Below are 22,466 nucleotides of genomic sequence, written 5' to 3'. Positions count from 1 at the left end.
CGAGACACGCTCCAGTCGCCCCGACCCCTCGTCCGGAGGACCCGTGCCCGCCAAGTCCCTGCAGGAACTCGTCGACCTCGCCCGTACCCACTCGCCGTTCTACGCCGAGGCCTACCGCGACGTCCCGCGGACCGTCTCGCACATCACCCAGCTGCCCCTCGTCGACCAGGACGCCTTCTGGGCCGCGACCCGCGGCAACCGCCTGCTCACCGGCCCGCTCACCGACGCCGGCGTCTACAAGTCCGGCGGCACCACCGGCGCCCCCAAGCTCTCGCCGTGGACCCGCACCGAGCACGCCGAGGCGCTCACCGCCTTCGGCGCGGGCATGGTCCAGGCCGGCCTCAAGCCGGGCCACCGGGTCGCCAACCTGTTCCGCGCCGGCGAGCTCTACAGCGGCTTCCTCTTCATCGAGGGCGCCCTGCACCACGCGCCGGTCGACAACGTCCGCCTGCCGGTCGGCGGCTCCGCGCCCGACGACTACATCGCCGACCTGGTCAACGGCTTCGGCGTGCACGTCCTCGCGGGCGAGCCGATGAAGCTCAGCGCCGTCGCCGAACACCTCGTCCAGCGCGGGGAGAGCGCCGAATCGGTCGAACTGCTGCTGTTCGGCGGCGACCTGCTCTTCACCGACCTGCGGCCGCTGCTCGCCCGGGCCTTCCCCAAGGCGGCGATCTCCTCGGTCGGCTACGCCTCGGTGGACGCCGGCCTGGTCGCCTCGCCCGTCCCCGGCGACGACGTCAGGGTGCACGAGGCCTTCCCGAACCGCACGCTGGTGGAGATCGTCGACAGCACGACCGGTGAGCCGATCACCACCCCCGGTGTGCCCGGACGCGTCGTCGTCACCAACCTCTTCCGCACCCTGATGCCGATCCTGCGCTACCCGGCCGGCGACCGCGCCGAATGGCTCGACGCCGACTGCCGCCGCTTCCGGCTGCTCGGCCGCTCCGAGGAGGGCGGCCGGGTCGGCATCGTCTCCATGCCGAGCGAGGACGTCCGGGCCGTCCTCGTCGCCGCCGACCCCGAACGGCACATCGCCGGCATGCAGATGGTGCAGCGCCGCTGGGACGGCCGGGACGGCATCGTCCTGCGCCTCGGCTGCACCGAGCAGCCGCCCGCCGACCTCACCGAGCGGCTGATCGCCGCCGTGTACGCCGCCCGCCCCACCTACCCCGAGGAGGTCGCGGCTGGCGCGATCCACCCCCTGACGATCGAGTGGGTGCCGCGCTCCGAACTGGTCACCAACCCGCGCACGGGCAAGCTGCGCCAGGTGGTCGACGAGCGGCCCGAGGACTGAACCGGCCCGCCGGGCGGGGCGTCGCGCCCTCCGGAACTCCTCAGCCGTCGAGCGGCTTTCCGGAGAGCGTGACGCTCTGCCCGCGGAATTCCGCGACGACCTTCCCGGTGGATTGCCGGACGGTCACGTCGTAGATTCCGTGCCGCCCCGAGCGCGACCGCTCGGCAGCCTCCGCCACCAACTCGTCGCCGACCGCCGCCGGAGCGAGGAAGGTGACCTGGGCGGCCTGCGCCACGGTGACCGGGCCGTAGCTGTTGCACGCGTACGAGAACGCGGCGTCGGCGAGCAGGAAAATGAAGCCGCCGTGCGCGATGCCGTGGCCGTTCACCATGTCGGCCGTCACCTTCATGCCCATGCTGGCGTGCCCCGCCGACACCTCGTCGAGGGTGATTCCCAGCGACCGGCACGTCCGGTCGCGCTCGAAGAGCGCAGTCATCCTGGAATTCCCGACAGCACCCGGCTCCGCATTCCCGTCCATGTTTCCCCTGCCTCCCCCGGGACCGGCCCGAAACACCCGATGATCCGCTCCCGGGAATTACATCGATCCCCACCGTCGACTGTCAACGGTGACCCGATCGTCCCGCGGACACCGCGCGGCCGGGTGAATTCCGGAGGAGCCCGCCGCGCCGAGGGAATGAACGGCGGGCAGCACCCGCACGACGCCACCGTTCACGAACTCCCGGTGCCCGCACCGCCGCCGTCCACGGCCGTGCGTGCGACCGTGACCGTGCCGTCCGGACGGAGCGTGAACCGCACGGCCTCCCCCTCGGCGGTACGGGTGTCGCTCGCGCCGTACGCCCTGAGCGTGAGGTCCTCGGCCTTCCCGTAGTGCAGGTCGGCCTCGGCCGCGTCCGCCCAGCCGTTCACCCGGACGCGGACGGACCAGTGCTCCAGCTCCTGCGACCGCCAGGCGCCCCAACTGGCCTCCGGCAGCAGCCCCGCCGCTGCGCCTCCCCGCACCCCCAGCCCGGCGAACACGAGCACGCCGGCCGCCGCCGCACCGAGAACCCCCCTCAGCTTCATGATCGTGAGCCTACCGGGCGAGGCTACCGGCGCTCTTCCGCATACGCCCTGATCCACTCCGGGGAACGGCCCGGCAGGACGCGCCACGGGCGGGGCCACTCACGATCCGCCAAGAAGCCGGCCTTCTCCGGACGCGTCGCCGCGACCGTGACGGCCAGGACATCGTCGACGTGGCGGAAGGGGGGCGACGTCCTGCCGGTCGAAGCCGGACACCACCAGGCCCCCGCCGCCCAGATGGATCCGCAGCCCCGGCACCGGTCGCCACGGACAGGTGGTGATCTCCGTCAACCCGGCGACCACCTCGGGCAGCAGCGCCGGAGGGAGCGCCGAGACCGCCCTGCGGGACACCGGTCCGTGGGCGATCGCGAGCAGGCTCCGCTGGGCGAGCAGCCCGGCGGAGCCCGGCATCGGCCACCTTCCGGCCCTCTTCGTCCGGGCCGAGGTCGAAGAAGCGATCGGGGTCGTTCGCGTCGTACGCGCAGACCCGTTCGCCCTCGTCCCCACTCAGGAAGACCATCCTGTCGGGGGCGGAGCGGACGGGCCGGGGAGTCATCGCCTGCCAGACGCTCCCGGCTTCCCACAGAAGCGGCGGCGTCGCCGCGTACGCGCGCCGGACCCGGTCCGGCAGCCGGGCGAGGCACTCGGGCATCGGCTCGTCGGGCCCTCGGCGGCCGAACCACTGCTCGGCGACGTCCGCGACCGCCACGTCCTCGATGTGCACAGGTCCTCCGTCGGCGGGTCGCGGGCTCGAATCCCACCAGCTCACGGGGTGCGGTGTCCAGGGTCGTCGCGACGCCGGCGGACCGGACCGGACCGGACCGGTGGACCGGCGGCAGGTGAACCTCGGGCCGAGGCCGTCACCGACGACCCCGTGCCGCGTTGTGAGGGAGTGCGGCACACCGGCTGCGGACGACCGCGAAGGAACCGCACGCACGACGACGATCACTCTCCAGGCAGGGGTGGCACGGTGGCAGACGGTACCCGGCAGGCGGAGCCCGCCATGAATCCCGCGGTGCGCGACACGTACGGCCCGGCGGACCTCAGCAACAACCCCGTGTTCGCCGGAGGGTTCATCAACTTCGGCCACTGGCAGGCGATCGACCTCGACCGGCCGCTCGACGAGGCCGACCGGATCCGCAGCCAGCAGGACCTCTACCGCCAGGTCCTGCGGGCCGCCGCACTGCCGGACGAACCGGAGATCCTCGAAGTCGGCTGCGGGCTCGGCATGGGCTGCGCCCTGATGCTGAGCGAGTGCGGGCGCGCCACCGTCACCGGCATGGACATCCACCCCGAGCAGCTGCAGCGGGCCCGCGACACCCATGCCGACCTGCTGCGCCGGGAGCCGGACCGGCTGCGTTTCGTCCGGGGCGCGGCCGAGCGCATGCCCGTGGCGGGCGACGGGTTCGACGCCGTGATCAGCGTGGAGGCCGCCCAGCACTTCTCGGACCTCCGGGCCTTCGCCGAGGAGACGTCGAGGGTGCTGCGGCCGGGTGGCCGGGCGGCCTTCGCCAGCTTCTTCACCGTCGACGGCGCCCCCGGCCGGCCCGGGGAACTCGCGGCCCTGCTGGACACCTTCGCCAACGGCCTGGACATCGCACGCCCGGTGCAGCAGCTCGCGGACGCACTCACCGGGGCCGGCCTCGCCGGTGTGCACGTCGAATCTATCGGTCGGCACGTGTGGCCGGGCTGGGACCGGTGGCTGAGCCGGTGGTGGGCCCCGGAGACCTGGCCGCGGAACTTCCTGCGGGCCTACGAGCGGGGAATCCTCGACTACTACCTGGTCACGGCGGAGCAGCCCCGGTAGCGGCCCGGTGCGGGAGGATCCCTCCCGTGAGCCACCCCCTGCTGCCCCTGCCGGAGCCCGCCTACGCCCTGATCCGCGTCGAGGCTCCGCCCGAGGTGCCCGCCCGGATCGCCGACCGCCTCCGGGAGCCCGGCATCCCGGCCGGGCCGATCGGCTACGAGTACCGGCCGCTGGGGGAGCCGCGGTTCCTCGGTGCGGTCGGCGAGCAGGGAGCGGTCGCCGTCGCCACGTGCGGCCTGTTCGGATACATCGCCGTCGACGTGGCCACCGGGCACGTGGTGCAGGTGCCCGGCGCCGATGCGGCGGCGGCCCGTCAGGTGAACGGCGACCTGGACTCGTTCGACCGGTGCGTCGAGGCCGTGATCGCCCGCTTCCCGTTCTACGCGGAGGACGAGGAGGACCGCTTCGGGGAGGTCGCGGACGAGCTCCGCGGTCTCCTCTCCGGCATCGACGGAACCGCTCTCGCGCACAACGGGTTCTGGGAGACGTTCTGCGACGACGTCGGGATGGGGAGCTACCCCGACGGGGACGACTGAACCGGCGCCGGCCCGTCGTCGGGCGGCCGTGATGTCCGGGGGCGCCGGGTCAGCCCGCCGCGCCGGGGACGGTCGGAAGGAAGATCAGCGCGGCGGCGACGAAGAGCAGGGCGATCGGTGTCCCGATCGGGACGGACACCGGGCCGGCCGTGACCAGGACCGGCACCGGCGCCCGGTGGCCGACGGCCGCTCCGTGGGAGTCGGCACGGGCATGGGCGGTCGTGGGCACGACCGACAGGAGCAGTCCGGCAACGACAGCCGCTGCAGACGTTCGCATCACCGTGGGGCCTCCGATCCTCCCGGGCCCGGGCGGCCGGGTCGTCGATCAGTCAAGGACCGGTCCGCCGCCCCGGCCAGCGGCGGCAGCCGTGCGGGTGAACCGGCCGGGCACGCCCGGCCCCGAGCCACACCGCTCGCCCGCCCCGCCGAGCCGGCCCCGCACCGCGCCGGGCGGCACCCACGGCGCACGGACGCCGAGCCCCGCCGGGACCTCGACGGTCAGCGCCTCGTACTCGTACGCGCTCTCACGGACGGTGAAACCGCCCGAGCCCAGAATCGCGATCACCGCCGGGAGCACGGCCTTCTGCACCGCCCCGTGGTGACGCAACGCCGGATCGTCCCACTGCTCCGGGTCGCAGGCCCGTGACCGCGGTGCCCGGACCTCGCCCCCGTCTTCGGCCCGCTCCCGCAAGGCTGTCCGCACCGGCCCCTACAGTGGCCCGGACCGACGGCGCCCGGCCACGACCCGGCTGCGCGCAGCGCCCCCACCGCCGAGGAGCCACCGACCATGGGGTACCACACCGAGTTCACCGGCCGGATCGAGGTCGTGCCGCCGCTCAACGCAGCCGAGCAGAGCTACCTGCGGAAGTTCGCCGGGAGCCGGCGGATGGACCGGGACACCGGCCCCTACTACGTCGACGGCCCTCCGCACAGGCCGTTCGACCGCTTCGGACGGGCCGGGAACGACGACGTCCGCGACGCCAACAGGCCGCCGGCAGGGCAGCCCGGCCTGTGGTGCCACTGGGAACCCGTCGAGGACGGAAGCGGAATCGAGTGGAACGGGGCGGAGAAGTTCTACTTCGCCACCGAATGGATGACCTACCTCGTCGACCACTTCCTCAAGCCCGGCGCGGCAGCCCAGGGACACCCCGGGTTCGAGTACTTCACCTTCGACCACGTCCTCGACGGCACGATCGAAGCGGTCGGCGAGGAACCGGGGGACGCGTGGCAGCTCCTCGTCCGGGACAACACCGTCAGCGCGATCGAACACGACCCCGGGGAGCCGGACTGGATGTGCGAGACCTGCCTGCGGATCGTCGAGAGCGAGGACACGGCCTGCTGCGCCCACGCGGAGACGGTGCCGGTATGGCCGGTCTGACGGACCGGGGCGGCCGTACTGCCGCCATGGCCGACGACGGCGAACCCCCTCGTCCGGACAGCCTGCCGCCCGCGGCCCGCGCCGTGCTGACGGACACGGACCGGAGCGCCGGTCCACACCCACGCGGGAGACCCGGGTTCCCGGAACCTCGGTCTCGTGCTGCGGGCCCGGCGGGCGGGCGACGTCGTCCGCTCCCGCCCCCTGTTCATGGTCGGTCGTTGGGCGGAGGCCACCTGGGACTGCCTCCCGGGTACCGAGCGGTCCCGCTGCTGACCGCCGCGGGCTCGAAGTCCCCGGTCGTCGCCCGGGCTCGACGTCCCCGGTCGTCGTTCACGGCCGGAGGAGTGCGCAGAAGCGGTCCAGGGCGAGGTCGGTGCGGTGGCGGTCCCCGGTGGTCGTGAGGTCGAACAGGAGGCCGCGGACGACCGCCATGACCAGCGTGGGAGTGACGGTGTCGCCAGGGCCGGTGGTGACGCCGCGGAGGGCGACGCCGAGGGTGTCGAACCATCCCGTGATCGCCTCGGCCCGGTCGGGGTGGTGCTCGGGGTGGGCGAGGCCGTCGGCGTGCACCTCGAAGATCAGGCGGACGTACGGGGCGCGCTCCGGTGCGCTGATCCAGGCCCAGATGCCGCGCAGGTGCTCCTCCGGCGAGGCCGCCTGCGCCGGCAGGCCCTCGGCCAGGCGAGCCGCACCACGGCGGCGGGCCTCGGCCAGCACGGCGGACACCAACTCCTGCTTGCTGCCGAAGTCGTAGAGCAGCATCCGGGGGCTGGTCCCCAGCGCGGCGGCCAGCGGCCGCAGGCTCAGTCCGGCGAGGCCGTGCGCCAGCACGTAGTCGGTCGCCCGCGCCAGCGTGGCCTCCCGTCGGCCGGGATCCGGAGGTCGTCCCACGGTGGATCGTCCTTCCAGTGGCGAGAACCTGAGTCGACGTCAGTATATGGTACGACTGTTTCACTAATGAGGGGGGACAGTCATGCACACACCGGACCGGGCACTCGTCCTGGGCGCCGGAGGGCCCGTCGGCACGGCCTGGACGGCCGGGTTCGCCCGCGGGCTGCGCCGCAGCGGAGTGGACCTCGGCGCGGCCGATCTGATCGTGGGCACCTCGGCCGGCGCGATCACCGCCGCGCTGCTGGCCACCGGTCAGGACCCCGGCCGGCTCGCCACCCCCGTACGCCCCGACGGCGCGGGCAGCACTCCTCCCCGGGTGGACGGACGCCGGCTCGGCGAGGCCTTCGCCGTGCTCGGCGCCGCCGCCTCGGACCCGGCCGGCGCGCGGCGCCGGGTCGGCCGGATCGCGCTCGAGGCCGAGACCGGCCCCGAGCAGGCGCACGTCGACCGGATGCGCGCCATGGTCGGCGCCGACCGATGGCCCCACCGGCGACTGCTGATCACCGCCGTGGACGCCGGGACCGGTGAGCAGGAGGTCTTCGACCGTACGAGCGGCGCACCGCTGGCCTCCGCGGTGGCGGCGAGCACGGCCTTCCCCGGCATCTACCCGCCGATCACCGTCAACGGCCGCCGCTACATGGACGGGTCCCTGCGGTCGGCGACCAACGCCGGACTCGCGGCCGGAGCCCGCACGCTGGTCGTGATCGACCCGCAGGCGCACCTGTTCCCCCGCGAGCTCCTCCAGCAGGAGCTGGCGGCCGCCGCCGCACACACCGTGGTGACCGTCGAGCCCGATGCCGGATCACTGCGAGCCCTCGGCCCCGACCTGAACGACCGGGCGGCCTGGGAACCGGCCTACCGGGCGGGTCTTCGCCAGGCCGCCGACGCCGGGGAGCAGCTCCGCCTCGCCTGGAACACCGGCTCCGGCACGGACTGAGCGCAGCCCACGACCACCTCGTCCGGCCGATCGGCCGCGCCCTGCCGGCAAACCGGTCGTGCGACCGACGGTGCAGTCCGTACGATCCTGGCAGCGGGACCGCGCAGTCCCGCAGGATGCGGCCCGTGGCAGAGTGGCCCATTGCCATCGGTACACCGGAGGCACCCCGGGTATCGATCGGTGGAGGAGGAGCGGTCCTGCTCCGATCCCGCCCGTGGGTTCGAATCCCACCGGCTCCCGCATCCGCCCTCCCCGCCGCGGCAGGACCTTGTGTCCGGTAGGGAGCCGCCGCGCTGCGAGCGCGCCGCAGGCAGGCACGGGTGACGTGCCCGGCCCCGCCCGAGTACGGCCTCACCGCGGGCCGTTGTCCGTTCAACCGCCGCCCCGTCGGGTAGGTGGGCAGGGCGGGGCGCCGGGCTCGCAGGGGCCAGCGGACCGGTGCGCGCTTCGGCTGTCGTTCCGGCAGACCGCCGCCGCTCAGGCACGGCGATCCCAGGACCGATCGGGGGACTTGATGCCGTATCCGTCGCAGGACCCGCCACCGCACTGGACCCCGCCGCACCAGACCCCGCCGTCCGGCCCTCCGACGGCCGGTCACCCGGCGCCGCACCGCTCGAACGCGAAGACCTGGGGCGTGGTCGCCGCCGTGGTCAGCGCCGCGGTGGGCGTGGCCGGCGCGATCGCGGCGTTCACGGGCGGCGGTTCGGGGTCCTCCGCCGCGCGCGGACCGGCACCGCAGGTCACCGTCACGGTCGCCGGGCAGGGTGCGTCGGCCGGCACGGGCGATGCTGCGACCGCCGTCTCCCCGGCGCCCGCGGGGGCCGGCGCGGGCGCCGCGGTGCGCTGGTCGGGGAAGATCCTCCTCGGCATGGAGGGCATCGACCTGTCCGCCCTGCCGCCCCGGAAGGGCACCGGCGCCGTCAACTTCCCGAGCGCCCAGCGCAGCGGCAGCAGCGGCATGAAGATCAAGGGTCAGGTCGCTCCCTGGGAGGGGGCGGGCGAGCCCACGGCGGAGGGTTGCCGGGACCTGCTGCAGACGCGGGCGCGCCAGGAGGTCGACGTCGCCGAGGGCGACCGGGTCTGCGTGGTGAACGAGAGTTCGCCGATCGGCCTGGTGACCGTCACCGGGACCCACTACGACCAGGGCAGCTACGGGGAGCCGGACGCCGACCTGAAGGTCTGGAGCCTGCGGCTCGCCCACTGACCGTCCCTGCGTCCCGGCGCTGCCCGGGCGTTCGCGGCGGCGCAGGAGAACGGGCCGGCCCCGGTACTCGGTACCGGGGCCGGCCCGTCCTGATCGGGCCGTTTCAGGCCGTCGTGCGGCGGGTGGCCCGCTTGGCCGGTGCCGCCTTCTTGGCGGTGCGCGGTGCGCTCTTCTTCGCGGTGGCGGCCTTCTTGGCGGGCGCGGTCGACTTCTTCGCCGCCGCGGTGGTCTTCCGCGTGGTGGTCTTCTCGGCGGGTGCCGCGGTCTTCTTGACCGCGGTGGCGGCCTTCGTCGCGGTGGACTTCGTTGCCGTGGCCCTGGTCGCGGCGGCCTTGGTCGGAGCGGCCTTCTTGGCCGTGGTCTTCCTGGCGGTGGTCCGCTTCACGGCGGCCGGCGCGGCGGTGGCAGCGGCGGCGGTGCGCTTCGCCGCCGTCCGCCTGCGGGCGGGCGCGGCAGCGGCGGCCGACTTGCCCGCGGTGAGCGAGCCCTTCGGGGCCTTGGCCGTGGCGGGGCCGGACTTCGGCAGCTTCTTCGCGCCGGAGACCAGGTCCTTGAAGCCCTGGCCGGGGCGGAAGCGCGGCACGTTGGTCTTCTTGACCCGCACGCGCTCGCCGGTCTGCGGGTTACGGGCGTAGCGGCCGGCGCGCTCCACCTTCTCCAGCGTGCCGAAGCCGGTGACCTGCACCCGCTCCCCGGCCACCACGGCACGGACCATGGCGTCGAGGACCGCGTCCACGGCGTCCTCGGCGGCGGTGCGGCTGCCGAGCTGCCCGGCTACCGCTTCGACGAGTTGTCCCTTGTTCATGACGACATCTCCACAGCCACATCGGGGATAGTTTGTCCTGTTTCATCCTCAACATAGAGGCCATCCAGGCGCTCCGCCCGCCCAACGGGCCCCATCCGGGCACCTCGTGTCGCGAATTTCGGGGCCGGGGCCGCCTCTCGGCGACCCTGCGGCGATGCCACCTGCGTCAACGGACCGGACGGGCGCAGGCGATCGGCGGGTCCCGTACCGGTTGCCGCCGACCCCGGGAGCCGGTCCGGCCGGGCCGGCGGCGGCAGTTGCCGGGCCGGGTGCGGGCCGGTCGCAGGCGATGAACGGCGCGGTCCTCGCGTCGCCGTCCTCGGCGAAGCGCGGGCGGGTTCCGGGCCGCCGATGAGGTCCGCCGTGCGGCTCCCGGGGGCATCCGTGCTGGTGACGGGGCCGCATCGGCGACTTCGGCGCGGTCCGCGGCATCCCGCGGGACGCCCTGCTGTCGCGGCGCGGTCCGTCGGGCGCCAACTACCGGGCGCCGTCGCAGCCAGGGGGGCCGGCGCGGTTCCTCGGCCGGCCGGACGTGGCGGACCTCCAACCGGCCGCGCTGCGCCGTCGGCGACGGCAGGGGATCCGAGGACCGCGTACACCGGTTCCGGTGGTGCGGAGTCCGTCGGGCCCGCCGGCCGCAGGACGTTCGGCCGTTCGCGTGGCCGCGACCGTCGCGCGGGACGATGCCACGGCCGGGACGCAGGCTCCGAGCCGACGGATGGGGGAGGGCGCGGCCGGACGGACGCGGCTGCCGGTGCCCGACGACGGTGCGGACGCGCACGGCGAGGCCCTCGGTGCTGCCGGTGTCGGAGTCCGCCGCCAGCAGCCCACGGCGGGCCAGGAGTTCCAGGGCGCGATCCGGGTGCGGGAGGCCCGGGCCCTTCCCACCGCCGCGGACGATCCCCCTACGCGGCCGACGGATCCTCGGGCGGTGGCTGTGCAGGGCGCCGCGCGGCCACCGGTGCGGCGAGTGCGACCAGCGCGGCCAGCACCGCGAAGCCGGCGCCGAGCGTGGTCGCCGAGGCGGCCGATGCGAGGACCAGCGGGCCCCCGGCGTCGCCGAGTTCGCGGCCCAGTTCGGCGGCGCCCATGGTCTGGCCGAGCCGCTCGGCGGGCGCCGCGGCGGCGAGCGAGGCGAAGGCGAGCGGGGTGGCGAGACCCGTGCCGGCGCCGACGGCCACGGCCGCGGTCAGCAGACCGACGAGGCCGGGGACCGGCGCTGCCGCCAGGCCGGCGGCGGTGAGCAGGAGGCCCGCGGCGATGCCGGTCGTCAGGCCGATCCGTCCCGTGTCCAACGCCCGGCCCGCGCGCGGTTGGGCGATCGCGGCGCAGAGCGCCAGCAGGGACACCGCGGCACCGGTCGCGACCGGTCCGAGGCCGGCCCGGTGTCCGATCACCGGCAGGAAGCCGACCCCGGCCGACAGTGCGGCCGTTGCGCAGGCCAGTGCCAGCGTCGGCCGCACGAAGGAGCCGTCGGCGAGTCGACGGGCGAGGTCCAGGACGGTCCGGCGGGCGCGCGGCAGCGGCGCCACCACCGGCACCGCCACGGCGGCCCGGACGGTGACCGCCCCGGCGAGGGCGGCGGTCACCGCGAACAGCAACGGCAGTCCGCCCAGCCGCACCAGCGCACCGCCGAGCAGCGGGCCCGCGGTGTGGCCGATGCTCTTCCAGAAGCCGTAACCGCCGTACGCACGTCCGTGCCCGGCCCGCGGGTTGAGCCGGGCCACCAGCATCGACGCGGCCGGGGAGAACGCGGAGGCGGCGGCGCCCTGCCCGAGCCGCGCGAGCCACAGGAGTTCCGCGTCCGCGGACAGCGCGAAGCACGCCGAGGCGGCGGCGAAGGCGATCAGGCCGCAGAGGAGCACCGGCCGCGGCCCGACCCGGTCGGCCAATGCGCCGAACACCGGCTTGAGCAGGACCTCGGCCCCGTCGTAGAGCGCGAGCAGTCCACCGAGGGCCAGCCAGGACGCGTGCCGTTCGGCCGTGAAGCCGCCCAGGTTGGCGGCGATGCCGTGCGCGCCGAAGGCGGTGGTGAACCCGGCCGCGTACAGCGGTCGCATCTGCCGCCGTACGGCTCGTTCCTCGGTCCGCGCTTCGGCCACGACCGGCACCTTCCGGGTCAGCCCCGACGGAGAGCGGAGAGGCCCTGCCCGATGCGGTCGTCCGCCCGGGCCGTGGCCAAAGGCCCGTGGACCCCCACCGCCGGAGCCCTGTCTCCGACCGGCCCCCCGGGCGGCTCCTGCTGCGCCGCGACCCGCTGCCGGGGCGGCTCCGCCGGGAGGGACACGAGCGGCAGCGCGCATCGTCGGCGGGGATGCGTCGTCATATCCCCCAAAGTAGCAACCGCTACATTAGGGGAGGAAAGGGGCGCCGATCCCGAACGAGGTGGCTGATGCACTCGATCACCGACTGGCTTTCCGGCCTGTCCGGTCCGGTCGTGTACGCGGTCGTCGCCGCCCTGGTCTTCGCCGAGGACGCGCTCTTCTTCGGCTTCGTCATTCCCGGCGAGACGGCCGCCGTCCTCGGCGGCGTCCTCGCCCACCAGGGCAAGGTCTCCCTCGGCCTGATGATCCTCGTGGTGGTCGGTGCGGCGATCCTCGGCGACTCCGTCGGCTACGAGGTCGGCCACCGGGCGGGCCCGGCGATCCTCGGCACCCGCCCCATGCGGCGCCACGGCGAGCGCATCGCCAAGGCCCAGGACCTGATCCGCCGACGCGGGCCGGCCGCCGTCTTCTTCGGCCGGTTCGTCGCCTTCTTCCGCGCGATGATGCCGGCCCTGGCCGGCATCTCCCACATGCCCTACCGCCGCTTCCTGCTCTTCAACGCCCTCGGCGGCCTGGCCTGGGGCGTCGGCTTCACCCTCCTCGGATACTTCGCCGGAGCCGCGTACACCCGCGTCGAGGGACTGGTCGGCCGTGCCCTCGCCATCGCCCTCGCCGTCCTGGTGGTGGTGGCCCTGACCGTCTGGCACCTGCGGCGCCGCCGGCGCGAGTCCCGCTCGCCGCAGCCCGACGGCCACGACGAGCGGTCCTGACGCCGGACGGGCGCCCCGCCCGGTGCGCCGTCAGCGGCTCACTGCGCCGACGGAGTTGCGGCCGCGGGTCCCGGCGCGGCTACTCCACACCCGACCCGTGCGCCGCGAGCACCTCGTGCACCGCCGCGGCCAGGGCCGCCCGGTCCTCGTAGAACGCCATGAAGGTGTCGTAGCGGGGGTCGATCAGGCGCAGTGCGGCCGCCTTGGTCAGCTCCACGTTCTCGGTGTCCTCGGTGAGCGGGGCGCGCAGCACGTCGAGCATCACCGGCCGGAGCGCCGGGTGGTCCTGGTCCTGGACCAGCTGCACCAGGGCGATCCGCCGCGGCCAGTCGTCCAAGGTCCAGTAGAAGGCCGCGAGGCCCTCGACGTGCCCGGGTCGGACGGCGGGACGGGCGAACTCGATCTCGACCCAGGACAGAGACCGGACGAGGGACCGGAACCGCTCCAGCGCGTACATGCGCCGCATCCTATGCCGCGGCCGCAACCCGGTCGGGTGCCCGCCCCGGTCACGTGCCCGGCCCCGGCCCCCTCCCGCACCCGCCCGACCGCATGTCATCATGTGAAGACATCGCATGATGACAAACGAGCGGAGAGGCGGACCGGCCATGCGGGCGAACGCGGAGACGGGCGCGGGGGGACGGCAACGGGCACTCGTGCCGGTCCTGGTCTTCCTCGGCACGGTGGTGGCCGTGATCAGCAGCCTCGGGGCACCGATGGTCCCGACGATCGCCGCCGTCGACCACGTCTCCCTCGCGGACGCCCAGTGGTCGCTCACCGTCACCATGCTGGTCGGCGCGGTGGCCACCCCCGTCATGGGACGGCTCGGCGACGGCCCGCACCGCCGCACCGTGATGCTGGCCGCCGCCGCGACCGTCCTCGCCGGCAGCGTGCTCGCCGCCCTCCCCCTGGGATTCCCCGCACTGATGGCCGGCCGCGCCCTGCAGGGCGTCGGACTGGGCCTCACCCCGCTGGCCATCGCCACCGCCCGCGACAGCGTGCCCGGCGAACGCTCCCGCTCCGCCCTCGCCGTCCTCTCCCTCACCACGGTCGCCGGCGTCGGCCTCGGCTACCCCCTCACCGGACTGATCGCCCAGTCCCTCGGCGTCCACGCCGCCTTCTGGTTCGGCGCCGCCATCAGCGCCGCCGCGCTCACCGCAGGCATCCTCGTCCTGCCGCCGACCACCCACCGCCCCGCCCGGCCGCTCGACCTCCTCGGCGCCTGCCTGCTCGGCACCGGCCTCGGCGGACTGCTCCTCGCCCTCAGCGAGGGCGAAGTCCTCGGCTGGACCTCCCCGGCCCTGCTCGCCCTCGCGGCCGCCTCCGCCCTCCTGCTCCTGTGGTGGGTCCGGCACGAACTGCGCACCCCGCACCCGCTCGTCGACCTCCGCTCGCTGCGCAACCCGGTGGTGCTCACCGCCGACGTGGCCGGCCTGGTCGCCGGCATCGGGATGTACCTGCTGATGTCCCTGGTGACCCGGTTCGTCCAGACGCCCACCTCCGCGGGGTACGGCTTCGGCGCCACCGTCACCGTCGCCGGACTCGCACTGCTGCCGTTCTCCGCGGCCAGCATCCTGACCAGCCGGATCGCCCCCCGACTCGCCCGGCGCACCGGCACCGCGGCGATCCTGCCGATCGGCTGCGCGGTCTCCCTGCTCGCCACCCTGGCCTTCCTGTCCGGCCGCGACCGGCTGTGGGAGCTGTTCGCCGTCATGGGCCTCGCCGGGCTGGGCGTCGGCCTGACCTTCGCCGTCATGCCCGGACTGATCGTCGGCGCCGTCCCCGCCCACGAGACCGGCAGCGCCATCAGCTTCAACCAGGTGCTCCGCTACGTCGGCTACTCCACCGGCAGCGCCCTCAGCGGCGCGGTGCTCCAGGCCCACACGCCCGCCGGGCACGCCCTGCCCACGGGCGACGCCTACACGGCCGCCGCGCTGATCGGCTGCGCGGTCTGGGCGGTGGTCGGGGCGGCTACCATCGTCCTGCCGCGGCGCGGTGCCACGGCGGCCACCGGGAACGGACTGCGCATCACCGTCCGGGCGGCGGGCGGCGAGACCGAGGGCGAGGGCGCCCGGGAGGAGGGAGCACCCGCGTGAGCGAGGCGAGTGCGGGGGAGCGGCGCCGGGACGCGGCACGCAGCCGGGAGCTGCTGCTGCGGGCGGCCATCGAACTCTTCGCCGAGCGCGGCTTCGACCGCACCACCATCCGCGAGATCGGCGAACGGGCCGGCGTCGACCCGGCGCTGATCGCCCGTTACTACGGGGGCAAGACCCAGCTGTACCTGGCCACCGTGCAGGCCGAGCACGGCGACGCCACACCGGCCGACCTGCTCGACGAGGAACGCCTCGCCGGACTGCTCGACCGCTTCGAGCAGCGCGGCCCCGGGCCCGCCTTCCAGACCGTCGTCCTGCCCTCCGACGACTCCGCCGTCCAGGACGCCGTCCGGGCCCACCTGCACCGCCGGCTGGTGGACCCGCTACGCGAACGCCTCGAACGCGAGGGCCTGGACCGCCCGCAGCTGCGCGCCGAGCTCGCCGTCGCGGCCTTCACCGGCGTGGTCCTCGCCCGCAGCGGCGGCGGCATGCCCGAACTCGCCGCCGCCGACCCGGCCGAGGTCCGCGCCCTCCTGCACGACCTCCTCGCCGCCACCGCCGGCACGGCCTGAGGCGTGTCCCCAAGGGCGCTCGGGTGACCCTGACATCGACCGTCCGGGCGCCCGTCGAAGGCAACTGCCCGGGGTTCCTCCGGGTCCGGCCGTCTCAGCGGTCGGCGTCGGGCGCGGGGGGAGCGGGCTGCAGGCGGACGCAGCACTCCCCGGGAACGGGGTCGAGGACGGCTTCGACGCCCGGGACCTCCAAGCCCCGGAGGTAGCCGTCGAGGAAGGCGTGGTTCATGCCGCACACCAGCTCCGGCGCCTTGGCGGCGAGCGGGTGGAACGGGCAGTTGCGCAGCCGGACCTCGGTCGGCGACTCCCGGACGGGCTCGTACCCGTAGGTCTCCAGCATCTGCTCGCACATCGTCAGCCCGCGTTCCACCCCGAGCCGCCCGGGACGCCCGGACGCGCGCTCCTCCTCGCCGAGCCGGCGGCCGCGGCCGGCCGCCACGTCCACGGCGGCCCGGGCCGCGCTGCCGCCGCCGCTCTGGGCCAGGACGGCGTCCAGGAGCAGGTCGGCCAGCAACTCGTGGCGGCGGTCGGGGATCGAGACGGTGATCTGGGCGTCGGTCGGCTCGTAGACCTTGGGCTGGCGGCCCACCTTGCGGACGGCCCCGGGTGCGCCGTAGCGGGCCCGCAGCAGACCGGCGTCGACGAGCTTGTCGAGGTGGAAGGCGGCGAGCTTGCGGGAGATGCCCACGCTCGCGGCCGCCTCGTCCCGGGTCACCGGCCGGCCGGCGCGTCGGACGAAGGCGAACATCCGCCGACGCGACTCCTCGCCGAGCACGCTCACCGACTGGATGCGGTCGGCCGGCTCCTGCGGTGCCGTGCCCCGGTCGCTCTCGTCACTGGTCACCTGTTCACGATAACTCCCACGCACGGCGGCACGCCCTTGTTCGTGGAGCTGTGGCCTGCCCGTCTTGACGGGCGACCCGAATAAGGACAACACTTGTTGGTGAAAAAGGCGGAGAAAGGGGCCCGGCATGACCAGCGAGCAGCAGGCCCGGGCGAAGCAGTCGGGAGAAGCGACGCGGCCGGGAGGAGCGACGCGGCCGGCGGAGGCGAAGCGGCCGGTCGGTGCGGTGGTGGCAGGCCCCCACGGCCATCCGTTCCACCCGATGCTGGTCACCGTCCCGATCGGGGCGTGGGTGGCCGCCCTGGTCTTCGACATCGCCTTGCACCTGGTCGACGACCCCGCCTTCCTGGCGCGGGGAGCGATGTGGCTGATCGCGGTGGGCGTGCTCGGCGCGATGGCCGCGGCACTGGTCGGGTTCTTCGACCTGCTCACCATCCCGCGCGGCACCCCGGCGATGCGCACGGCGCTCGTGCACATGTCGCTCAACCTCCTGGTGACCTGCGCGTACGTCGCCGGCTTCTTCTGGCGGCACGCCGACGGCGCCACCGGCAGCGTCGGAGCGGGGAAGCTCGCGCTGTCCGCGGTGAGCCTCGCCGTGCTCGGCGTCTCCGGGTACCTCGGCGGCAAGCTCGCCTACCGCTACGGCGTCCGGGTCGCCGACGAGGCCATCCGGGCGGAGGGCACCCGCACTCGGACCGGCCCCGACCGCACCTGATCGCCCCTCGGCCGAACCCCGGCCTCCCCCCGGCCGAATCCCGGCCTCGCCCGCCGCCGGCGCCCGCCGGCCGCCCCTCGAACCGTCCCTTCCGGAGGGTCCCGTGGACATCGCAGCTCTCGTCACCCGGCCGATCGAAGCGCCGACCCGCCCCGTCGGGGCCGCCGGCCGGAAGGCGCCCGCTCTCGACACCACCGGCCGCTGACATGAGCAGCCACCCCGCTCCCGACCTCTCCGCGGTGATCGCCATGTACGACTTCTCGACACCCGAGTCCACCACCACGTACGACTTCCCGACCCGTGCGTCGGCTCCTACGCCGGTCCCGGCGCCGGCTGCGGTGCCGCTGCACGTCGTCCACGACGGCGACGGCGTCGACCTCGCCGCGGCGGAGGGCGCCGCCGCCCGGTTCCTGCACGCCCTGGGCATCTCCACCGACTCGGAGAGCCTGCGCGGCACACCGGGCCGCATGGCCCGCGCCTACGCCGAGATGTTCAGCCCCCGGCCGTTCGACCTGACCACCTTCCCCAACGACGAGGGCTACGACGAACTCGTCCTCGCGCGCTCGATCCCGCTGCGCTCGGTCTGCGAACACCACCTGCTGCCGTTCGTGGGCACCGCGCACGTCGGCTACCTGCCGGGCCGGCGGATCCTGGGCCTGTCGAAACTCGCCCGGGTCGTCGAGCACTTCGCCTGCCGCCCGCAGGTCCAGGAACGCCTGACCAAGCAGGTCGCCGACTGGCTGCAGGACCGCCTCGCCCCGAAGGGCGTCGGGGTGGTCATCGAGGCGGAGCACACCTGCATGACCCTGCGCGGTGTCCAGGCCGGCGGCTCCAGGACCCTCACCTCCACCCTGCTGGGAACCCTGCGGGAGGACGCGCGCTCCCGCGCCGAGTTCCTGATGCTCACCGGCCTGTCCCGGTGACCCCGCGGAGGTAGCGGCCGCCTTTCTATCTCCTACCTGCATTGTTCCTAGAATGGCCGGATGGAGGACATCGACGCGATCGCCGTGCTGCAGGATCCGGTGCGGCGCCGCCTGTACGAGTACGTGGCCGCCCAGGGGCGCGAGGTCGGCCGCAACGAGGCCGCCGAGGCGACGGGAGTGGCGCGCACGCTCGCCGCGCACCACCTGGACAGACTGGCCGAGGCCGGGCTGCTGGAGACCGGCATGCGCCGGCTGACGGGACGTTCCGGGCCGGGCGCCGGCCGCCCCGCCAAGGTCTACACGCGGGCGAAGGTCGAACGGTCGGTGTCACTGCCGGCCCGCGACTACCGCACCGCCGCCGAACTGCTCGCCGAGGCGGCCGAACAGGCCGGTCTGGACGCCGGGCTGTGCGAGGCGGCGCGCCGGCGGGGCGAGGCGCTGCGCGGTTCGGCCGCACCCTGCGGGGGCCTCGACGAGGCCGTGGCGGTGCTGGCGGCCCGCGGCTACGAACCGCACGTGGAGGACGGCGGCGACGCGGGAGCCGCGGCACGCGTCGTCCGGATGCGCAACTGCCCCTTCCACGCGGTCGCGGAGCGCTTCCCGCCGTTGGTGTGCGGCATGAACCTCGCCCTGCTGGAGGGGTTGCTCGGCGCCGACGGACCCGTCCGCGCCCGTATGGACGCCAGGCCGGGGGAGTGCTGCGTGGTGGTCGAGGATTCTAAAAACAATGATGATTGACATAGAATGAACGGCCGTGCTGGGATGACACCATGACCGCATCCACGCGCGCCGCCCACCTCGCCCAACTCAACCTCGCCACGCTCCGGTACCCCCTCGAAGACCCCCGCATCGCACCGTTCGTCGAGATGTTCGACCCGGTCAACACGGCCGCGGACGCGGCGCCCGGCTTCGTGTGGCGGCTCGTGGGGGACGGCGAGACCAACGCCGCCGCCCTGCGTCCGGCCGGCGAGGACGTCATCGTCAACCTGTCGGTGTGGGAGAGCCAGGAGGCGCTGTGGGACTTCACCTACCGCAGCGGGCACCTGGAGGTCATGCGGCGGCGCCGCGACTGGTTCGAACGGCACGTCGAGGCGCACCTCGTCCTCTGGTGGGTGCCCGCCGGCCACCTGCCGCCGGTCGGTGAGGCCCTGGAGCGGCTGGCGGAGCTCCGGGCGAACGGTCCGTCCCCGCGCGCCTTCACCTTCGCCTCGTCCTTCACCGCGGAGGAGGCCGCCCGGCACCTCCCGCCCGTGCCGACGGCGCGGGCCTGACGCGACGATCGGCGGCAACCGCCTGCCCGCCTGCCCGCCTGCCCGCCGGGCGTGGTCGCCGGAGGTTCCGGTAGGTCCGCGGCGCCCGCCGTCGGCGGGGCGTGTCCGGTCAGTCGTGGATGCCGAAGGCCAGGACGGTGGCCCGGTCGTCGGTGACCAGCAGCAGGTTGCGCCACCGGATGCTGCCCGTGTGCGGGCCGCCGACGTCGCCGGAGCATCGGACGGGCCCCGGATGCGCCTCGATCAGGTCGCAGACACCATCGGCGAGTTCGCCCGTCCGCCGGATCCGGGCGGGCGTGCGCAGGCCGGGATCCGAGTACCGCCGGACGGGCTGCATGAACCCGTCGGTCACCTGACGGCGGAGAACCTCCCGCCAGGCCTGCGGTGACTCGAACGGCTCGACCGGCGTCCCCACCCGGTGTCCACCGGGCCCCGCGTCGTACACGGCCTGAGCGAGACGCCTCATCAGGTCGGGACCGGGTGCCGTCCCGGTGACGGGGACGACGTGGCACAGTTCCACGGACGCCACCTGGTTGCAGTCGTCGAGCAGGTCCTCGAACGGTTCGGCCGCGGCCGAGACCGCCGCCGGGGCGTCGAGCGGGTTCAGCACGGGCGTCCGGATCCTCCGTGCGGCTCTGCGCGTCGGCCTCGGTGTGTCAGCCCGGCGGAACGTCCTGCCGCGGGATCCGGGAGGCGAGGGGCCCGCGGGTTCACCTCCCGATGGTCCCGGTAGCGGCCGGGGACCGGAGACGTGGGTCCTCGGCCCCTCCGGGCACCCGCAGGTGACGCCGACCCTGCGCGATCGGCGCTCGCCCGGCACGGTCGGGTCCAGGTCAGCGCACCCGGACGTACTGGTCGCCCTTGAAGAAGTACAGGTCGCCGGTGCCGCCGGGGACCCGGCAGGCGTCGTCGAGCCCCTTGGCGAAGACGCCGTCGATGCCCCAGAGCGACGCCAGGCTCTTGGGTCCGGAGGTGATCTTCTCGTCGCGGGTGCGGTAGAGCACGTACTGGTGGTCCTTGAACAGGTAGAGGCTGGTCGGCTCGCCGGGAACGCTGCAGGCCGCGGAGACGCCGGTGGCGAAGGCGGTGCCCTTGAGGCCGGACCAGCCTTCCGCGAGGCTCTTGGGCCCGGAGGTGATCTTCTCGTCACCGGTGCGGTAGCGCAGGTACTGGTCGCCCTTGAACAGGTAGACGTCGGTGGTGTTGTCCGGGACGAGCGAGGCCGCGTCGATGCCGCTGGCGAAGGCGGTGCCCTTGAGGCCGGACCAGCCGTCCCCGAGGCTCCTGGGCCCCGAGGCGATCTTCTCCTCGGCGACCTTGTAGCGCAGGTACTGGTCGCCCTTGAAGAGGTACAGGTCGGTGGCGTTGTCCGGTACGCCGCACACGGCGTCGATGCCGGAGGCGAAGGCGGTGCCCTTCAGGGCCGGCCAGCCGTTCGACAGCGACTTGGTCTGGAGGGTCGCCGGGGCGGAGGACGTCGTGCCGGCCGCCGTCGCCCCGTTGACCTCGCGCGTGAGCGTCGAGCTCCAGGGGCACCAGAAGCAGCCGGGCAGGAAGGCGCCGCAGGCCTCGTCGAGGTGGTCCTCGACGTACGTGGGGCTGGCGTCGCACACCTCGATGGCCATCTCGAAGAAGCCGATGGTGGTCGGGTCCATGTGGTAGCTCCAGCCCGGGTTGTAGGAGGCCGGCCGCTTGACGAGCCGGCCCATCACATGGACCTTGTCCTGCTGCTCGCCGCGGAGGATCTTGCGCGCCTCCTCGATCTTCGCGTCCTCGGTCAGCTTGAAGACGAACTCCTGCGAAGTGGGAAAGCACCGGAACGCGAAGTAGGCCTCGGCCATCGGATGTCCCTCTCGGTCATTTGTGCACGCACGGTCGGGCGCGACGCACCGCCCAACGACGCGCGCGCGGCGCGGTTACGCGGGCTCGGGCATCCGGGGCAGGGTGTGGTCGACCGCGTGCCGGCGGTGTGCGCCATCGCCGTGGGCCTCGTGGGCCTCGTGGGCCTCATAGGCCTCGTGGACCTCGTGGTCGAGGAGGCGCGACGCGCCCGGAGGGGCCGCCGCACCACCCGGCGGCCGGCCGGCGGGGTTGTGTCGGGGGTCTGGTCGGAAGGTCGGACCGCCGCCAATAATGGGCATGCCCATGACCTGTCGGACCGTCACCAGGAGGTTGACCCCTTGTCCCTGACCGGTACTCCGATCACCAGACGCACCTTCGCCCGCTCCGCGTTCGCCGCCACCCTCGCCGGCGCCGGGCTCGGGCTCGGTGCGCCGCGGGCCTCCGCCGCCGCCCGGGCCGCGGCCGTCCCCGGCGGCGCCGACTGGCTCGGCGCCCTCGGCCCCGACGCGGTGCTGTCCCGGCTCACCCTGCCCGGGACCCACGACACCTGCGCCCTGTACGGCGGGGCGCTGGTGCAGACCCAGACCCTCGGCGTCCCGGACCAACTGGCCGCGGGCGTGAGGTTCCTGGACATCCGGTGCCGGGCGATCGACGGGGTCTTCGCGATCCACCACTCGCAGTTCTTCCAGAAGATCTTCTTCGGTGACGTGCTCAACCAGGTCGGCGCCTTCCTCGCCGCCCACCCCGGCGAGACCGTGGTGATGCGGGTCAAGCAGGAGTACTCCAGCGTCTCCGACGCCGACTTCGGGGCGATCTTCGCCGACTACCAGCGCCGCTGGCCGGGCCTGATGTGGAGCGAGGACCGCATACCGCGGCTCGGTGACGTCCGCGGCCGGATCGTGCTGCTCGCCGACAACGGCGCGCTCCCCGGCATCCGCTGGGGCGGGTCGAGGACCGACATCGAGGACGACTACGACATCGGCACGATCTTCGACTTCTACAACCGCAAGTGGCCCGAGGTCTCCGCGCACCTGGACGCCGCCCGGGCCTCCGGCGACCCGAACCGGCTGTTCCTCACCTTCACCTCCAGCTCCGGCTGGGGCCTGTGGCCGCGCCAGGCGGCCGACGCCGCCGCCTCCAAGCTCCGCGGCTACCTCGGCGGACTCGACCACGCCTCCCGCCCGGTGCTCGGCACCGTCCCGATGGACTTCGTGACCGCGGACTCCGTACGCAGCCTCTACGCACTGAACTTCGGCGGCTGACGGCCGAGGCGCCCGCTCCGGCCGCCGGGGGTGCGGCGGCC

The 22,466-nt window shown here is 74.3% G+C and carries 25 protein-coding genes; 14 read left to right on the top strand and 11 right to left on the bottom strand.

All coding sequences use genetic code 11. The annotated features are described in order from the left end of the window. The first annotated feature begins 43 nt into the window (after positions 1-43). Entirely contained in the window at positions 44-1,294 is a 1,251-nt protein-coding gene (locus AB0O09_RS35590) for a phenylacetate--CoA ligase family protein (protein ID WP_363549196.1), read from the top strand. Between the two features lie 40 nt (positions 1,295-1,334). Here the strand turns inward: AB0O09_RS35590 and paaI are convergent, their stop codons facing one another. Further along, a complete protein-coding gene (gene paaI / locus AB0O09_RS35585) occupies positions 1,335-1,772 on the bottom strand; it encodes a hydroxyphenylacetyl-CoA thioesterase PaaI (RefSeq protein ID WP_363549193.1) in 438 nt (145 codons plus the stop codon). Positions 1,773-1,963: 191 nt separating this feature from the next. Further along, positions 1,964-2,317 carry a hypothetical protein gene (locus tag AB0O09_RS35580; protein WP_363549190.1) on the bottom strand — a complete coding sequence of 118 codons (354 nt, stop codon included), beginning with the start codon at positions 2,315-2,317 and terminating at the stop codon, positions 1,964-1,966. Positions 2,318-3,317: 1,000 nt separating this feature from the next. Here AB0O09_RS35580 and AB0O09_RS35575 point away from each other — a divergent pair. Both AB0O09_RS35575 and AB0O09_RS35570 read left to right on the top strand, forming a co-directional pair. Further along, positions 3,318-4,121: a methyltransferase domain-containing protein gene (locus AB0O09_RS35575; protein ID WP_363549187.1), complete on the top strand. Its 804-nt coding sequence runs from the start codon at positions 3,318-3,320 to the stop codon at positions 4,119-4,121. Between the two features lie 26 nt (positions 4,122-4,147). Further along, positions 4,148-4,657: an SUKH-4 family immunity protein gene (locus AB0O09_RS35570; protein ID WP_363549185.1), complete on the top strand. Its 510-nt coding sequence runs from the start codon at positions 4,148-4,150 to the stop codon at positions 4,655-4,657. Between the two features lie 49 nt (positions 4,658-4,706). On the opposite strand, the gene AB0O09_RS35565 is transcribed toward AB0O09_RS35570, so the two are convergent. Continuing rightward, a complete protein-coding gene (locus AB0O09_RS35565) occupies positions 4,707-4,886 on the bottom strand; it encodes a hypothetical protein (protein ID WP_363549182.1) in 180 nt (59 codons plus the stop codon). 96 nt (positions 4,887-4,982) lie between these two features. Further along, positions 4,983-5,264, bottom strand: coding sequence for a hypothetical protein (locus tag AB0O09_RS35560; RefSeq protein WP_363549180.1), 282 nt, complete (start codon positions 5,262-5,264; stop codon positions 4,983-4,985). Between the two features lie 180 nt (positions 5,265-5,444). Between AB0O09_RS35560 and AB0O09_RS35555 the strand changes: the two genes are divergently transcribed. Next, positions 5,445-6,035, top strand: a complete 591-nt coding sequence (locus AB0O09_RS35555; protein ID WP_363549179.1) for a hypothetical protein — start codon at positions 5,445-5,447, stop codon at positions 6,033-6,035. Positions 6,036-6,365: 330 nt separating this feature from the next. Here AB0O09_RS35555 and AB0O09_RS35550 read toward each other — a convergent pair whose 3' ends face one another. Beyond that, positions 6,366-6,926 carry a TetR family transcriptional regulator gene (locus AB0O09_RS35550; RefSeq protein ID WP_363549176.1) on the bottom strand — a complete coding sequence of 187 codons (561 nt, stop codon included), beginning with the start codon at positions 6,924-6,926 and terminating at the stop codon, positions 6,366-6,368. 82 nt (positions 6,927-7,008) lie between these two features. Between AB0O09_RS35550 and AB0O09_RS35545 the strand changes: the two genes are divergently transcribed. Both AB0O09_RS35545 and AB0O09_RS35540 read left to right on the top strand, forming a co-directional pair. Then, positions 7,009-7,863, top strand: coding sequence for a patatin-like phospholipase family protein (locus AB0O09_RS35545; protein WP_363549173.1), 855 nt, complete (start codon positions 7,009-7,011; stop codon positions 7,861-7,863). Positions 7,864-8,377: 514 nt separating this feature from the next. After that, positions 8,378-9,067, top strand: coding sequence for a hypothetical protein (locus AB0O09_RS35540; protein ID WP_363549170.1), 690 nt, complete (start codon positions 8,378-8,380; stop codon positions 9,065-9,067). Between the two features lie 103 nt (positions 9,068-9,170). Here the strand turns inward: AB0O09_RS35540 and AB0O09_RS35535 are convergent, their stop codons facing one another. Together AB0O09_RS35535 and AB0O09_RS35530 are read right to left on the bottom strand one after the other, a co-directional pair. Continuing rightward, positions 9,171-9,872, bottom strand: a complete 702-nt coding sequence (locus AB0O09_RS35535; RefSeq protein WP_363549168.1) for an HU family DNA-binding protein — start codon at positions 9,870-9,872, stop codon at positions 9,171-9,173. Positions 9,873-10,777: 905 nt separating this feature from the next. Then, a complete protein-coding gene (locus tag AB0O09_RS35530) occupies positions 10,778-11,932 on the bottom strand; it encodes an MFS transporter (RefSeq protein WP_363549219.1) in 1,155 nt (384 codons plus the stop codon). 332 nt (positions 11,933-12,264) lie between these two features. Between AB0O09_RS35530 and AB0O09_RS35525 the strand changes: the two genes are divergently transcribed. Beyond that, positions 12,265-12,906, top strand: coding sequence for a DedA family protein (locus AB0O09_RS35525; protein ID WP_359989163.1), 642 nt, complete (start codon positions 12,265-12,267; stop codon positions 12,904-12,906). 79 nt (positions 12,907-12,985) lie between these two features. Here the strand turns inward: AB0O09_RS35525 and AB0O09_RS35520 are convergent, their stop codons facing one another. Then, positions 12,986-13,363 carry a hypothetical protein gene (locus AB0O09_RS35520; RefSeq protein ID WP_363549164.1) on the bottom strand — a complete coding sequence of 126 codons (378 nt, stop codon included), beginning with the start codon at positions 13,361-13,363 and terminating at the stop codon, positions 12,986-12,988. A gap of 148 nt (positions 13,364-13,511) precedes the next feature. On the opposite strand from AB0O09_RS35520, the gene AB0O09_RS35515 reads away from it, so the two are divergent. Together AB0O09_RS35515 and AB0O09_RS35510 are read left to right on the top strand one after the other, a co-directional pair. After that, positions 13,512-14,999, top strand: coding sequence for an MFS transporter (locus AB0O09_RS35515; protein ID WP_363549161.1), 1,488 nt, complete (start codon positions 13,512-13,514; stop codon positions 14,997-14,999). After that, on the top strand, positions 14,996-15,568 hold the full coding sequence (locus AB0O09_RS35510; RefSeq protein ID WP_363549158.1) for a TetR family transcriptional regulator: 573 nt from the start codon (positions 14,996-14,998) through the stop codon (positions 15,566-15,568). Before AB0O09_RS35515 ends, AB0O09_RS35510 begins: the two co-directional genes overlap by 4 nt. A 94-nt stretch (positions 15,569-15,662) precedes the next feature. Here AB0O09_RS35510 and AB0O09_RS35505 read toward each other — a convergent pair whose 3' ends face one another. Then, complete coding sequence (locus tag AB0O09_RS35505; protein WP_363549156.1) at positions 15,663-16,412, bottom strand: helix-turn-helix domain-containing protein; 750 nt, start codon at positions 16,410-16,412, stop codon at positions 15,663-15,665. A gap of 127 nt (positions 16,413-16,539) precedes the next feature. Here AB0O09_RS35505 and AB0O09_RS35500 point away from each other — a divergent pair, with 127 nt between their 5' ends. The 4 genes from AB0O09_RS35500 (at position 16,540) to AB0O09_RS35485 (ending at position 19,321) form a co-directional block, all read left to right on the top strand. Beyond that, positions 16,540-17,127 (top strand): DUF2231 domain-containing protein, encoded by a 588-nt coding sequence (locus AB0O09_RS35500; protein WP_363549153.1) that lies wholly within the window; start codon positions 16,540-16,542, stop codon positions 17,125-17,127. A gap of 206 nt (positions 17,128-17,333) precedes the next feature. Then, complete coding sequence (folE, locus tag AB0O09_RS35495) at positions 17,334-18,050, top strand: GTP cyclohydrolase I FolE (RefSeq protein ID WP_363549150.1); 717 nt, start codon at positions 17,334-17,336, stop codon at positions 18,048-18,050. A gap of 60 nt (positions 18,051-18,110) precedes the next feature. Next, complete coding sequence (locus AB0O09_RS35490; protein WP_363549148.1) at positions 18,111-18,788, top strand: helix-turn-helix domain-containing protein; 678 nt, start codon at positions 18,111-18,113, stop codon at positions 18,786-18,788. Between the two features lie 32 nt (positions 18,789-18,820). Next, a complete protein-coding gene (locus AB0O09_RS35485) occupies positions 18,821-19,321 on the top strand; it encodes a DUF3291 domain-containing protein (RefSeq protein ID WP_363549146.1) in 501 nt (166 codons plus the stop codon). Between the two features lie 109 nt (positions 19,322-19,430). Here the strand turns inward: AB0O09_RS35485 and AB0O09_RS35480 are convergent, their stop codons facing one another. Together AB0O09_RS35480 and AB0O09_RS35475 are read right to left on the bottom strand one after the other, a co-directional pair. Then, positions 19,431-19,931 (bottom strand): hypothetical protein, encoded by a 501-nt coding sequence (locus AB0O09_RS35480; protein WP_363549144.1) that lies wholly within the window; start codon positions 19,929-19,931, stop codon positions 19,431-19,433. A gap of 223 nt (positions 19,932-20,154) precedes the next feature. Continuing rightward, positions 20,155-21,162, bottom strand: coding sequence for a hemopexin repeat-containing protein (locus tag AB0O09_RS35475; RefSeq protein WP_363549141.1), 1,008 nt, complete (start codon positions 21,160-21,162; stop codon positions 20,155-20,157). Between the two features lie 339 nt (positions 21,163-21,501). Here AB0O09_RS35475 and AB0O09_RS35470 point away from each other — a divergent pair, with 339 nt between their 5' ends. After that, entirely contained in the window at positions 21,502-22,425 is a 924-nt protein-coding gene (locus tag AB0O09_RS35470) for a phosphatidylinositol-specific phospholipase C (RefSeq protein WP_363549138.1), read from the top strand. The last annotated feature ends 41 nt before the right edge of the window (positions 22,426-22,466 follow it).

Origin of the sequence: Kitasatospora sp. NPDC093679, assembly GCF_040683455.1 — a bacterium.
Classification (GTDB): domain Bacteria; phylum Actinomycetota; class Actinomycetes; order Streptomycetales; family Streptomycetaceae; genus Kitasatospora; species Kitasatospora arboriphila.
Note: the sequence above shows the minus strand (reverse complement) of the source record. Positions and strands in the feature narration are given on the sequence as shown.